A 13,827-nucleotide genomic window follows, 5' to 3' on the forward strand; every position below is an offset into this window, starting at 1 on the left:
TTAGATGATCTCAACAGAACCGGCGGGATCGGGGCTCAGTAGCCGACATCGCGGCGGCGCAGGCCGGCGTAGCCGGCGCCCAGGGCCACCACGGCGAGCACGATGATCACCATCAGCGGCGTGAGCGCCAGGTCCGCCAGCGGCACCCGCGGAGTATGGGCGAACGGTGACGCGCGCTGGACCCAGCCCGGCAGGTTGAACGAGTCGGCGAAGAGGGTGACGACCGCGCAGTATCCGACGGCCACCCACCCCAGTGCGGCGGACGGTCGCGGCGCCCACCCGAGGGCCAGCACCACCAGGGCGACGATCAGCCACACCGCGGGCAGGTAGGTGAGCGCGACGCCGGTCAGCCTGGGCACTTGACCGGCGTCGGAAACCGTCAAACCGTACGCCGTGCCTTCGCCCAGGCCGAAGGCGAGCAGCGCCAGGGCGCTGCCGGTCAGGGCCACGCTGAGGTGACTGGCCAGCCAGGTCAGCCGGCTGGTGGCGGTGGCCAGGACCGGCTCCGCGCGCCCGGAGACCTCCTCGGCGCGGATCCGCAGGGCGCTGGTCACGCCGTACGCCGTCGCGATCAGGGCCGACATGCCCACGGTCAGCGCCAGATACGCGTCGACGATGTCCGCGGCGCCTCCCGGCAGGAACTCGGCGACCTCCGGGTTGTCCTGGATGTACTGCTCGATGCTGTCCGCGATCGACCCGTAGGCGACACCGAGCAGGCCGAGCCCCGCGGCCCACCCGGCCAGGCTGCCCCGCTGCAGGCGCCAGGCCAGCGCGTACGCGTTCCGCAGCGACCCGGTGGCCCGGGCCCGGCCGGGCCGGGCCGGCACCAGCCCGGCGCCGAAGTCGCGGCGTCGCTGCATGGCCACCGCGGCCGTCACCAGCAGCGCGGTGGCGCCCAGCGGGAGCAGCAGCGACCACCACCGGTCGCCGGTGTAGGGGAACGTGCGCTGGCCCCATCCGATGGGCGATGCCCAGGACAGTGCGCCGCTGCCGACATCCCCGGCGGCCCGCAGGACATACGAGGCGCCGAGGACGACGCCGACGGCCCCGTACACCGCCCGGGCGTTGGCGAAGATCTGCGCCGCGACCGCGGTGCACGCGGCGAAGGTGATGCCGACAGCGGCGGTCGCGGCGCCGAACAGCGCCGAGCCGCCGACCGGCAGGCCGGTGCCGGCCGCCGCGGCGAACACCAGGACCCCCACGGCGAGGTTGGCCAGGCCGGCCAGGGCGAGAGCCGCCGTGAGCGGGGCCTGCCGGCCCACCCGGGCCGAGCGGATCAGTTCGGCGCGCCCGGTCTCCTCCTCGGCACGGGTATGCCGGCCGACCAGAAACATGCTCATCAACGCGACCACGATCGCCACGAACGCGAAGATCTCGAACACGACCTCCCCGCCGATCGACTCCAGCAGCCGGGTCGGCCCGCTCATCGCGATCACCGCGGTGTTCGAGCCGATCGTCCGGCGCAGCCGCTCCAGAGCCTCGGGGCTGCCGTACAGGTTCTGGCTCTGTGCCGATTGCACCAGCACGAGCAGCGTGGCTCCCAGCAGCCACCACGGCAGACCGACGCGCTCCCGGCGGAGCATGAACCGCAGCAGGCCTTGGGTGCCGGTCATGGCGCCACCTTTCCCCCGGCCGTCTGCTCGTCGTCGTAGTGGCGCAGGAACAGCTCTTCCAGCGTGGGAGGGGTGCTGGTCAGGCTGCGCACCCCGAGCGGCGCGAGCCGGCGCACGATGGTGTCGAGCTGGGCGGTGTCGACGTCGAAGCGGGCGTGGTGGTCCTCGACCAGCACGTCGTGCACTCCCGGCAGGGCCTCGATGCCGGTCAGCGGCTGGACCGTCTCCACCGCGATCGAGGTGCGGGTCAGGTGCCGCAGCTCGGCCAGGGTGCCGGACTCGACGGTCCGGCCCAGCCGGATGATGCTGACCCGGTCGCACAGCGCTTCGACCTCGGCGAGGATGTGGCTGGACAGCAGCACCGTGCGGCCCTGCAGCCGCACCTCCTGGATGCACTGCTGGAACACCGACTCCATCAGCGGGTCCAGGCCCGAGGTGGGCTCGTCGAGCAGCAGCAGTTCGGCGCTCGAGGCAAGCCCGGCGATCAGGGCGACCTTCTGCCGGTTGCCCTTGGAGTAGGTGCGGGCCTTCTTGCGCGGGTCCAGATCGAAGCGCTCCAGCAGCTCGTCGCGTCTGCGCCGGTCGAGCCCGCCGCGCAGCCGGCCGAGCAGGTCGATGATCTCGCCGCCGGTGATGCCCGGCCAGAGCGTGACATCACCGGGCACGTACGCCAGCCGGCGGTGCAGGGCGACCGCGTCGCGCCACGGGTCGCCGCCGAGCATCCGCACCTGGCCGGCGTCGGGGTGGAGCAGTCCGAGCAGCACCCGGATGGTGGTGGTCTTCCCGCTTCCGTTGGGCCCCAGGAAGCCGTGCACCTCACCGGCCCGCACGGACAGATCGAGTCCGTCCAGCGCCTTGGCGCCGCCGAACGACTTGCTCAGCGCGGTGATGGAGATCGCTTCGGTCGCCGTGGTCATGCCACCTCCTCTGCTGTTTCCTCCAGGGAAGCAGAGCAAAGCGAGTAACCACCAACACGTCTGCTCAGCCGGGCTGCTGGAACGCGACCCAGCGGTGCAACAGGGCCTCCCAGGTATTCTTGCCCACCTTGCCGTCGACGGCGAGTGACCTGGACATGCGAATTGGCCATCACCGGAGTTGGCCGGCCGCCAGCCCGCTCTGCACCCGGCGGTGGAGCGCCAGGTAGCCGATGAGCACCGGGAGCATCGCGATCGTCATGCCGGCGAAGAGCCCGCTGTAGTCGCCGCGGTAGCCCTCGTGCACCGCGAGCGCGGTCAGCCCCTGCGCCAGCACCCACCGCCGCTCGGCGCCCTCGCCCTGCATGAGCACGATCGGCAGCACGTACTGGTTCCACTGGAAGAGGAAGTTGAAGATGCCCACGCTGACCAGTCCGGGGCGGGCCATCGGCAGCATCACCTGGAAGAAGAGCCGGAAGTGCCCACACCCGTCGACCATCGCGGCCTCGGCGACGGAGCTGGGCAGGGTGCGGAAGAACGCGGTCAGGAAGAAGACCGTGAACGGCAGCGAGTAGGCCGCGTACACCAGGGTGAGGCCCGGCAGCGTGCCCAGCAGGCCGAGGTTGCGCACCACGAAGAAGAGCGGCACGAGCGCCAGGAAGACCGGGAACATCATGCCGCTCACGAAGGCGAAATACACGATCCGGGCGCCGCGGAACCGGTAGCGGGCCAGCACGTACGCGGCCATCGCGCCGAGCAGCATGGTGAGCACCAGCGCGCCGGTCACCACGATCGCGCTGTTGAGGAAGTACCGGCCGATGTGCGCCTCGTTCCAGGCGCGGGCCCAGTTCTCCCACCGGATCCGCGCCGGCAGCCCCCACGGTTCGGTGAGGATCTCGGTGTCGCTCTTGAACGAGCTGAGCACCGCCCAGAGCAGCGGCAGCGTGGTCAGCAGCGCCCAGCCGATCAGGAAGCCGTGGGCGAGGACCGGGAAGGCCCGGTCGCCGCCGGAGGTCCGACGCATCTACATTTCCACCCGGTCGCGCCGGGTCACCCGCAAGAACATCGCCGCGACCGACAGCGTCAGGAAGAACAGGGCCACGCCGATGGCCGAGGCGTAGCCGAACTGCGAGTCGGTGAACGCCGTCTTGTAGAGCCGCAGGCCCACGACGTCGGACGAGTAGCCGGGGCCGCCGTCGGTGACGATCTGCGCCACGGCGAAGCCGTCGATCGCGAGGATCGCCAGGTATACCCAGGCCACCTGGATGGTGTCCCACAGCAGCGGGACGGTGACCCGGAAGAGGGTGGTGGCGCGGGTCGCGCCGTCGAGCAGGGCCGCCTCGTAGATGTCGCGGGGTATGGACTGCATCGCGGCGCTGAACAGCACCACGTAGAACCCCACGTTGCTCCAGAGCAGGACCAGCGCGAGGCACCAGAACGCGAACCGCGGGTCACCCAGCCATGGCCGGGCCAGCGCGTCCAGCCCCACCGCGCGCAGGGCTCCGTTGATCAGCCCGCTGTTCGGCGCGTACATCTCCTTCCACAGCACGCCGACGATCGCCACCGACAGCACCTGCGGGAAGAAGTAGACGACGCGATAGACGGCCGCGCCGCGTACCCCCTGCACGCCCGCCCGGTCCCGCCGGCCGCCGACGCTGATCATCGAGGCGAGGAACAGCCCGAGCAGGATCGTCGCCACCGGCAGCAGCGCCAGCAGCAAAGCGTTGTGCCGCAACGCGTTCCAGAACGTGCCGTCGCCGAACAGCCGCCGGAAGTTGTCCAGGCCGATGAACTCGTACTCCGGCGACAGCCCGCCCCAGTCCGTCGCCGAGATCTGGAACGCCTGCGCGTACGGCGACACCACGAAGACGCCGTACAGCAGCAGCGGCGGCACCAGAAACGTGGCGATGAACAGTCGCTTGCCACGCACTGTCAGGTCCGCTTGTACTTCTTGATCGATGCGTCTTTCGCTATCCCGTCGGCCGCCTGCTGGCACCTGTCGACCCACTGGGCGGAGTTGATGCGCTTGCTGAACAGGTCGGCGCAGGCCGCGTCGACCAGGGTGCGCTCCAGCTTGCGGTAGTAGGAGTTGTACAACCAGGTGAAGGTGTTGGGACCGGCCGCGTCGATCAGCTTGGTGACCGAGGCGAGACCCGGCGACAGGTCGAGGCCGGCGGTGGACCCGGCGACGCACGGGAGGCTGCTGGTCTTGCGGGTGAAGTCCGAGGCGCCCTGCCGCGACAGCATGACCCGGAGGTATTCCAGCCCGCCCCGCAGGTTTCCCGCCTTGGCCGGCACCACGAACGCCTCGCTGCCGCTGCCCCGGAACGCCTCGAACGGCAGCTTGTCGCCGGCGGTGAGGCTGGGCGTGGGCGCCACGGCGATCCGGAAGCCGGGCGGGGTGACCGCCTTCTGCTCGTTCTCCAGCCACGAACCGCAGGAGATGAACGCGGCCTTGCCCCGGGACCACTCGGTCTGCGACTGGATGTGGTCCATTCCCGAGGCGCCGGGCTGGAGAAACCCGTCGACGGCCAACTGGTAGTACGCGTCGGCGGCGGCCCGGACCGCCTCGTGCCGCCAGGCGCCGGGCTCCAGGTTGTCGATCGCCTTGAGCACGTCGACACCGCCGAGCTTGGCGGCCGCCGAGAGGATCGGCCAGCTCATGTAGCGGGAGTGCTTGCCCTGGTACGTCCACGGGGAGATGCCGGCCGCCTTGATCCGCCGGCACAGCGCGATCATCTCGTCCCAAGTCTTCGGGTACTGCCAGCCGCGCTCGGTGAACAGCTTCTCCGAATACCAGATGCCGTAGGCGGAGTACGCGTAGTTGAGGGACAGGAACTTGCCGTCGTAGGAGCCGGCCTCGATGGTTCCGGGCCGCAGCGTGTCCTTGACCGGCACCTTGGGATCGTCGAGGCTGGGCGCGGCGAGCACCTCGCCGAGGTCGGCGAGCGCGCCCTGGGACACCAGCGCGTTGAAGTCGATCTGGCTGCCGCCGGAGTTGTTCACCACGTCCGGCGGGTCGCCGGCCACGAACCGCGGCTGCAACGTCTCGGCGATCTGCTGGGTGGCCGAGTGCTTGACCGACGCCTGGGGAAACCGCTCCTTGTACATCGCCTCGTGCGCCTTGGCGTACTCCTCGCCGAGGCCGCCGTTGAAGATGACCACCTCGAGCGGCGCGTCCTGCTTGACCCCCAGCGGGTTGGCGGCGTTCGCCTCGCCCTTCGCGCCCTCCTTGTCGCTGTCGCCGCCCATCGCGCAACCGGTGAGCGCGCCCGTGCCGGCGAGGGCACCCACCGCCGCCGCGCCGTGCAGCAGCCCGCGCCGGGTGATCGTCTGTGCCTCCAACATCAACACCTCTCTATGGGCCAACCCGTAGGATGAATGTTTCCTTCGCTACTTTCAAGAGAGCGGAAACTTATTGCCAGAATTCGGCGACCCGGGTACCTTCGGGAGCCATGCGAACGCGTCCGCTCGCTTCGACCGTGGCCCTCACGGTTCTCGTCGCCCTGGGTGTCACGCTCCCGGCCGCCCCGGCCGGCGCCGCGCGTTTCGCATCGTCAGCGGTCGACCGGCTGCTGGCCCGGATGACGCTGCCGCAGAAGGTCGGCCAGCTCTTCACCACCTACGCCTACGGCAACGACGCTGAGGCGCCGACCGCCGCGGACGCCGCCGCGAACCGCGGCCTCTACGGGGTGGACACCCCGGCGCAGGTCGTCGCGAAATACCACCTCGGCGGCGTCATCTACTTCGCCTGGACGAACAGCCTCCAGTCACCGCGCCAGCTCGCCGGGCTCGGCAACGGGCTCCAGGCCGCCGCCACCGCCAGCGGCGCGGGCGTCCCGTTGATGATCTCGACCGACCAGGAGCACGGCGTGGTGTCCCGGCTGCCGGCGCCGGCCACCCAGTTCTCGGGCGGCATGGCGCTGGGCGCCGGCCGCAGCGTGCTCGACGCGTTCAGCACGGGTCAGGTCACCGGCCGCGAGTTGCACGCGGTGGGCATCGGCCAGGCGTGGGCGCCGGTGGCCGACGTCAACGTCAACGCGGCCAACCCGGTCATCGGCGTACGCTCGTTCGGCAGCGACCCGGCACTGGCCGCCCGCCTCACCGCCGGCCAGGTGCTGGGGCTGCAACGCGGCGCGAACACGTCGGCGGCCGCGAAGCACTTCCCCGGTCACGGCGACACGAGCACCGACAGCCACACCGGACTTCCGGTCATCAGCCACACCCGCGACGAATGGTCCCGCATCGACGCGCCGCCGTTCCGCGCCGCGGTCGCGGCCGGGGTGGACGCCGTCATGAGCGCGCACATCGTGGTGCCGGCGCTCGACCCCTCCGGCGACCCCGCCACGCTGTCGCGGCCCATCATCACCGGCCTGCTGCGCGGTGAACTCGGCTACCAGGGCGTGGTGGTCACCGACTCGCTGGCGATGGCCGGCGTGCGACAGAAGTACGGCGACGACCGGGTGCCGGTGCTGGCGCTCAAGGCCGGCGTCGACATGCTGCTGATGCCGCCGAGGCTCGACGTGGCGTTCGACGCGGTGCTCGGCGCCGTCGCCTCCGGCGAGCTCAGCGAGGCCCGCATCGACGAGTCGGTGCGCCGGATCCTGCGGCTCAAGCAGCGGCGCGGCCTGCTGTCCTGGACGCCGCTCGACCCGGCCGCCGCCGAGCGCGTGGTCGGCCGGGCGTCGCACCGGCGGGTGGCGCAGGACGTCACCGACCGCACGGTCACGGCGATCCGCAACGACGCGGGTCTGCTGCCCTACGCCGGCGCCGGTAGGTCGGTGCTCGTCGCCGGATGGAATTCCAGCACCTACAACAACGTGCCGGCCCTCGCCGCCTCGCTGACCATTCGGGGGGCCAGCGCGACGGCACTCGCCACCAATCTGCCCACCGATGCGAAGATCGCCGAGGCGGTCGCCGCGGCCGGCACGCATGACCTCACCGTGGTGCTCACGTCGAAGGCGTGGGACGCGGCGGTCAGCGATCCGGGCGGCCGCCAGCAGGCGCTGGTTCGGGCACTGGTGGCGACGGGACGCCCGGTCGTGGTGGTCGCGGTGCGCGATCCGTACGACATCGCCCACCTGCCGGGCGTCACCACCTACCTGGCGACCTACAGCTACACCGCGGTCGCGATGGAGTCGCTGGCGCGGGTGCTGTTCGGCGTCACCGCGCCGCGCGGAAAGCTACCGGTCGCGATCCCCACGGCAGACCTGTCCACCGACCTGTACCCGCTCGGCCACGGCCTGCGCTGGGCCGTGGGATGAGCGAACCGGGCAGGCGCCGCCGGCAGGCGGCGCCGCTACCTGCTCTCATCCAGGCCGGGCTCGTGATCGCGCTCGGCACGCGCGCCGCCGGTCAATCGCGCGTGCACGGCATCCGGCACCGGGCCGCCGGTCAGCCGGGCGACGGCCATCGCGGCCGCGCCGCTGGCGCCGTCGACCGCCTCGCGTGGCTCGGCGCCGGTCCGTGCCACGACGCCGGCCCGCACGGCCCGGGCCACCGGCCCGGGCGACAGCAGCACCGACCCGGCCAGCACCACGGCGCCGCCGGCCGGCGGCTCGACGGTGTCGAAGGTGCGCAGCAGCTTCGCGACGGCGGCATCGGTGATCCGCCGCGCGACGGGGTCACCCGCGTCGGCGATGGCGCTCACCGCCGGCGCCAGCTGACCCAGCGCCGCCGGTGGTCTGGCGAAGCCGGCCGCGAGCAGGGCCTGGGCGAGTTCCTCGCGCTCGGCGCGGGAGAGCGCGTCTGGTTCGCCGGCGGGACGTCCGGCCGTCAGCCACTCGCACGCCTTACCCACCAGCGCGGTCGGCTCGCCCCGGCCGTCCAGCGCCGCGAGCGCCGCGCGCAGCGCCCGGATGCCGATCCAGACCGCCGAGCCCTCGTCGCCGAGCAGCCACCCGTAGCCGTCGCAGCGGCGCTCGAGCACGCCGCCGGCGAACCGCGCGGCCAGCGCGCCGGTGCCGGAGAGCAGGAGCACGCCGCCGGGGTCGGCCGTGCCCGCGGCGAAGGCCACCTCCAGGTCGGTCACCGCGATGATCTCGCCGGTCAGCCCGGCACGGGTCCAGGCCCGCGTCGCGGCGGCCCGGAACACAGCCTGACCGGCGCCGGCCGACCCGGCGGCACCGAGCACGCCGAGCCGCACGGTCGCCGCGTCCGTCGTCGCCAGAGCGCCCTCGAGCGCGGCGCCGATCGTGTCGGCCAGCTCCCCGCCGCTGCTGTTCTGGTTCGCGCCGCCGGCCGCGCCCCGGCCCACCACGACGCCGTCGAGCGTCGCCAGCACGCACCGGGTGGTCGTCGCGCCCGCGTCGACTCCCACCACCAACATTCGGCTCATAGTCGGGTCACCGTACCGGGCACCGGTCCAACCGAAGGAAACTCTCGTCCATGACAGGCAGGAGGCGCAGCGCGCCGAGTATCCCCGCGTCGGCCGAGCCGGCCACGGATCCCACGGTCGCCGACCGCTCACCCACGACCGTACGCGCCCGCGGCCTCCTACCCTCGTTGTCGCCGGCCGAGCGACGAGTGGCCAGGGTCGTCATCGACGAGGCGGCCACCGCGGCCCAGCTCACTATCACCGAGCTCGCCGACCGAGCCGGGGCCTCCGAGGCCACGGTGATCCGGTTCTGCCGGACGCTGGGCTTCGGCGGCTACTCCGAGCTGCGGCTCACGCTCGCCGCCGAGGCCGGCCGGGCGTACGAGGCCACGGCCGCCGGCGAATCGGTCGGCAGCGACATCAGCGAGACCGACGGGCTCGCCGAGGTGGTCAAGAAGATCGCCTTCGCCGACGCGCGCGCGGTCGAGGAAACCGCCAGGCAGATCGACATCGCGGTGCTGGCGCAGGTGGTCGACATCGTGGTGGGCGCGCGGCGGGTGACCATCTACGGCGTCGGCGCGAGCGCCTTCGTCGCCGCCGACTTCCAGCAGAAGCTGCATCGCATCGGCCTCATCGCGTACGCGTGGAGCGACATGCACATGGCACTCACCAGCGCCGCCCTGCTCGACGAGCGGGACGTGGCGTTCGGCATCTCGCACACCGGGACGACGATGGACACCATCGAGGCGTTCACCCACGCTGGCCGGCGCGGTGCGCGGACGGTCGCCCTGACGAACTTTCCCAAGTCGCCGATCACCCGGGTCGCCGACCTGGTGCTCACGACGGCGGCTCGGGAGACGACGTTCCGGTCCGGCGCGATGGCCAGCCGGCTCGCCCAGCTGACCGTCATCGACTGCGTGTTCGTCGGCGTGGCCCAGCGGACCTACCGGGAGACGAGGGCGGCGCTCGACGCCACCTACGAGGCGGTGAGCGGCCGGCGGGTCGTGCCCGACCGGTGGCGCGGATGACGGCCGTGGACGGCCGGCGGCTGGCGCGGACGGAGGAACGCAACCCACGCAGCACGTCGATCGACCGGATGTCGACCATCGACCTGCTCAGGGTCATCAACACCGAGGATCACGGTGTGCCGGTCGCGGTGGCCGAGGTCCTGCCGGTCCTCGCGATCGCGGTCGACCTCGCGGTCGAGGCGCTTTCCGGCGGCCACCGGATCCACTATGTCGGCGCGGGCACCTCGGGGCGGATCGCCGTGCTGGACGCGGCGGAGCTGATACCCACGTTCGGCCTGGAACCGGGCCGGGTGGTGGCGCACATCGCCGGCGGAACGCACGCGCTGACCAACCCCTCGGAGGACGCGGAGGACGACGAGGAGGCGGGCGTGGCGGCGGTCAGCGGCGTCGTCGCGGGCGACGTCGTGGTCGGAGTGACGGCCAGCGGGCGCACCCCGTACGTCAGGGCCGCGCTGGCCGTGGCCCGCGCGAAGGGGGCCCGCACCGTGCTGGTGTCGGCGAACCCGGCCTCGCCGATCGGCGCCGCCGTGGACGTGCACGTGGCACCGGACACCGGGCCGGAGGTCCTCACCGGGTCCACCCGGATGAAGGCCGGCACCGCGCAGAAGCTCGTGTTGAACGCGTTCTCCACGGCGGCGATGGTGCGGCTCGGCCGCACCTACTCCAACCTCATGACCGACATGCTCGCCAGCAACGACAAGCTGCGCGACCGCCAGCTGCGGATCCTGGCCGAGGCCACGGGCGCCGGCGTCGACCGCTGTCGGCAGGCCTTCGGCGTGGCCGGCGGCGACGCGAAGGTGGCGCTGGTGACGCTGATCGCGGGAACGAGCGTCGAGCGCGCCCGGCAGGTGCTGGCCGAGGCTCGCGGCCACGTCCACGTGGCCCTGCGCATGCTCGACGCCTGCGGCACGTAGGGGGTGTCCGCCGGATCAGCTGAGCAGTGTGGTGATGGTGTCGGCGTCCGCCGGCCGGGTGTAGTGGAATCCCTGGCCGTGGTCGCAGCCGAGCTCGTGCAGGAGCTGCTCGTGCGCGGCTGTTTCGATGCCCTCGCTGGTGACGCTGATGTCGAGGTGGTGGCACAGCCAGATGAGGGTGTGCAGCACGGCGCGGCGGGTGTGGTCGTCGGGGTGGCGTGGCAGCAGTTCGGCGGCGAGTTTGACGGTGGTGATGGGCAGGTCGGGCAGGCTGGCGAAGGTGGAGTAGCCGGTGCCGAAATCGTCGATGGCCAGTCGGACACCGAGCCCGGCGAGGCGGTGCAGCACGTCGTGGTGGGCGCCGACGGCAGCGGACTCGGTGATCTCGAGTTGCAGGTTTTCGGCGGGTAGCCGGCTGGCGCGCAGGGTGGCGTCGATGTCGGCGACCAGGCCGGGGTCGGCGAGTTGCCGTGGGGACAGGTTCACGCTCACGATCAGGCCGGGGCGGCGGGTCTGCCAGCGGGCGCCGTGGGCGCAGGCCTGCGCGAGCAGGTGATGGCCCAGGGGGTGGATGAGCCCGGTCTGTTCGGCCAGGCCGATGAAGTGCCGTGGGCTGAGCAGACCGTCGGGGCGGTGCCAGCGGGCGAGAGCTTCCACGCCGACGATGCGCCGGTCGTGGAGGCGGTGCAGGGGCTGGAAGTGCGTCACGAACTCGCCGCGTTCCAGGGCGGCGGGCATCGCCGCGGCCAGCCGGTGCCGGTAGAGGTCGCTCGCGGCCCGGCCGGGGTCGAACACGGCCAGGTCGCGGTGGTCCTGGCGGGCGTTGTGCAGGGCCAGGTGAGCGTCGCGCAGCCAGCCATCGGGTTGGGTTCGGGCCGCCGGGCCCTCCAGGACGCCGGCGGTGCAGGTGAGGTGAAGGTCGTGGTCGTCGACCTTGATCGGTATCCGCAGCAGCTGCCTGGCCTGGTCGGCGATCTTGACGACCTCGTCGACGCTGGTCGTGCCGGCCAGCACGAACGCGAACTGGTCGTCGGCCGGGTGCGCGACCACGTGGCGGCTCTCGGCGGCGAGGCTGTGCAGGCGGGCGGCCACGGCTCGGAGCAGCCGGTCGCCGTGTTCGTGGCTGAGGGCGTCGTTGATCTCGGTGAACCGGTCGATGGCGAGCAGGCACACCCCGATCCGGTCGGAATGTTGTCGCACGGCGAGGGCGGCGAGGTCCTTGCGCAGCCCGGCGCGGTTCCGCAGCCCGGTCCGCGGGTCGTGCAGCAGCGAGTGGCTCAGCTGTTCCTGCAGGCTGGCCAGCTCGGCGTGCCAATGGGTGCGGTACGCGGCGTTGATCTGCTCCGCGGCCGCGACGGCGGCGTGCCGTTGCGCACCGGTGAACCCGGTCGCGAGGTGGGCGAGCAGGTCCCGGACCCGCGCTTCGAGGTCCCGGCCGGAATCGCCCAGCACGTGTGGCAGATGCTCGCCCAGCAGGGTGAGGGTGGTGCCGAGGACCTCCGGTGCCGTCATCCGCCACTGCACCAGCTGGGCGCCGAACCGGTCACCGATGCCCGGATCGAACGGCTCCGCCGTGACGGCGATGATGATCTGCGACAGCAGGTCCTGCAGGGCGAGGCGCGCCCGCGCCCGCGGGCCGGGCACGAAGGCGCCGCTCGTGACGCCCTGTAGCCAGAGCCGGGCCAGCGTGGCCACCGCATCACCGTCGGGGCCGCCGCAGGCGTCAGGGTCCCCCATGTGCGTCGTTCCCCTCATGGACGTAACGCCGGGCATCCTCGTGTCGGCCGCAGGATTATTGCCGTCATCTCCGGTCGTCGGCCACTCACACCAAGGCGGGATTTCCAGCCCGCGGCAGCCGAGATCACCTGCCGGGATGTCCTGGTCGCAGCCCAGGAGACGGCGGTTGGCCCGGGCAGCCGGGCGGCCCGGGCGGGTGCCCCAACCGCACAAACGGACAGGCTCAGATCACCCGCCCGGGTCGCTTCGCCGGCCGAGGCGACTACCGCCTGCGGGCGACAGCGACCAACCCGGCGTGCTGTTCCGGGTCGTCGGTTTCGTCCGGTTCGGGCCGCCAACTCGGCGCGGCGACCAGGCCCGGCTCCAGCAGGTCGAACCGTTCGTCGATCAGCGCCGCCACCTCGTCACGACTGCGGATCGTGCCCGGCGTCGGGGTGCGCTCGTACAGTTTGCGGGCGGCCTCCTGTGCCGCGCGTCCTTGTTCGGTGTTCGCCGGCACCGCGTGCGAGACGACCAGATAGCTGCCCGGCGCGAGCACGTCGGTGATCCGCGAGATGATGGTGGCCGGCTGGTCGCTGTCGGGGATGAAATGCAAGACGGCCACCAGCAGGACGGCGATCGGCTGGGAGAAGTCAAGCAACTCCTGGACCTGCCGGTGATAGAGGATCGCGTCCAGGTCTCGAAGATCCGCCTCGATGGCGCGGGCGAGCCGGTTGCCGGACAGCAGGGCGCGGCTCTGCTGCACGGCGATCGGATCCTTGTCGACATACACCACCCGCGCCCGCGGATTCGCGTCCTGCGCGACCTCGTGCACATTGCCCAGCGTCGGAATCCCGGAACCGACGTCCAGGAACTGGGTGACGCCGGCGGCGACCAGCTCCCGGACCGCGCGCCCGAGGAACGCGCGGTTCGCGCGGGCCATCGCCGCCGCGTTCGGCATCGCCTTCGCCGTCTGGTCCCAGAACGCCCGGTCCACCGCGAAGTTGTGCACCCCGCCCAGCGCGTAGTCGTACACCCGGGACGCGTCCGGCACGGTGACGTCGACACCCTCCGGCACCCAGTCAGGGGAATCCGTCATCGCGCAACCTCCTACCACCGGCCCTGTCCACCGTAACGAATGACAACCGATACACGTTGGTAACGAACCGGTAACGAAGCCTTCACTTGCGGAGATGTGATCGGTCACACTCCATGTGACCGATCACATTGAAGATCGTCTTTGCCTGCTCTGCATGAGGTCCGCAGCTTTCCTGCCGCTCCGTGCGTCAGCAGCGACTTTCCCGAGAAGGAAGCGACGGTATGAGA

The 13,827-nt window shown here is 71.8% G+C and carries 11 protein-coding genes; 3 read left to right on the forward strand and 8 right to left on the reverse strand.

The features are described 5' to 3' along the window. Positions 1–35 precede the first annotated feature (35 nt). The 5 genes from DMB66_RS27180 to ngcE all read right to left on the reverse strand — a co-directional run bounded on the left by DMB66_RS27180 (position 36) and on the right by ngcE (position 5,875). Complete coding sequence (locus tag DMB66_RS27180; protein WP_125806949.1) at positions 36–1,613, reverse strand: ABC transporter permease; 1,578 nt, start codon at positions 1,611–1,613, stop codon at positions 36–38. Continuing rightward, a complete protein-coding gene (locus DMB66_RS27185; RefSeq protein WP_125806950.1) occupies positions 1,610–2,530 on the reverse strand; it encodes an ABC transporter ATP-binding protein in 921 nt (306 codons plus the stop codon). The genes DMB66_RS27180 and DMB66_RS27185 overlap by 4 nt, the downstream gene beginning before the upstream one ends. A gap of 169 nt (positions 2,531–2,699) precedes the next feature. Then, positions 2,700–3,551 carry a carbohydrate ABC transporter permease gene (locus tag DMB66_RS27190; protein ID WP_125806951.1) on the reverse strand — a complete coding sequence of 284 codons (852 nt, stop codon included), beginning with the start codon at positions 3,549–3,551 and terminating at the stop codon, positions 2,700–2,702. Then, positions 3,552–4,457 (reverse strand): carbohydrate ABC transporter permease, encoded by a 906-nt coding sequence (locus DMB66_RS27195; RefSeq protein WP_125806952.1) that lies wholly within the window; start codon positions 4,455–4,457, stop codon positions 3,552–3,554. Between the two features lie 2 nt (positions 4,458–4,459). Continuing rightward, positions 4,460–5,875 (reverse strand): N-acetylglucosamine/diacetylchitobiose ABC transporter substrate-binding protein, encoded by a 1,416-nt coding sequence (ngcE, locus tag DMB66_RS27200; RefSeq protein ID WP_199752644.1) that lies wholly within the window; start codon positions 5,873–5,875, stop codon positions 4,460–4,462. A 107-nt stretch (positions 5,876–5,982) separates the two neighbouring features. Between ngcE and DMB66_RS27205 the strand changes: the two genes are divergently transcribed. Continuing rightward, complete coding sequence (locus DMB66_RS27205) at positions 5,983–7,791, forward strand: glycoside hydrolase family 3 protein (RefSeq protein WP_125806953.1); 1,809 nt, start codon at positions 5,983–5,985, stop codon at positions 7,789–7,791. Between the two features lie 35 nt (positions 7,792–7,826). Here DMB66_RS27205 and DMB66_RS27210 read toward each other — a convergent pair whose 3' ends face one another. Next, positions 7,827–8,864, reverse strand: a complete 1,038-nt coding sequence (locus tag DMB66_RS27210; RefSeq protein ID WP_199752645.1) for an N-acetylglucosamine kinase — start codon at positions 8,862–8,864, stop codon at positions 7,827–7,829. A 50-nt stretch (positions 8,865–8,914) separates the two neighbouring features. Between DMB66_RS27210 and DMB66_RS27215 the strand changes: the two genes are divergently transcribed. Then, complete coding sequence (locus tag DMB66_RS27215) at positions 8,915–9,871, forward strand: MurR/RpiR family transcriptional regulator (RefSeq protein ID WP_125806954.1); 957 nt, start codon at positions 8,915–8,917, stop codon at positions 9,869–9,871. Further along, positions 9,868–10,785 carry an N-acetylmuramic acid 6-phosphate etherase gene (gene murQ / locus DMB66_RS27220; RefSeq protein ID WP_125806955.1) on the forward strand — a complete coding sequence of 306 codons (918 nt, stop codon included), beginning with the start codon at positions 9,868–9,870 and terminating at the stop codon, positions 10,783–10,785. The genes DMB66_RS27215 and murQ overlap by 4 nt, the downstream gene beginning before the upstream one ends. 15 nt (positions 10,786–10,800) lie before the next feature. On the opposite strand, the gene DMB66_RS27225 is transcribed toward murQ, so the two are convergent. After that, positions 10,801–12,522, reverse strand: a complete 1,722-nt coding sequence (locus DMB66_RS27225; RefSeq protein ID WP_158647379.1) for a bifunctional diguanylate cyclase/phosphodiesterase — start codon at positions 12,520–12,522, stop codon at positions 10,801–10,803. A 262-nt stretch (positions 12,523–12,784) separates the two neighbouring features. Next, complete coding sequence (locus DMB66_RS27230) at positions 12,785–13,600, reverse strand: SAM-dependent methyltransferase (protein ID WP_125806957.1); 816 nt, start codon at positions 13,598–13,600, stop codon at positions 12,785–12,787. Positions 13,601–13,827: the final 227 nt, after the last annotated feature.

The organism is Actinoplanes sp. ATCC 53533, assembly GCF_003947245.1.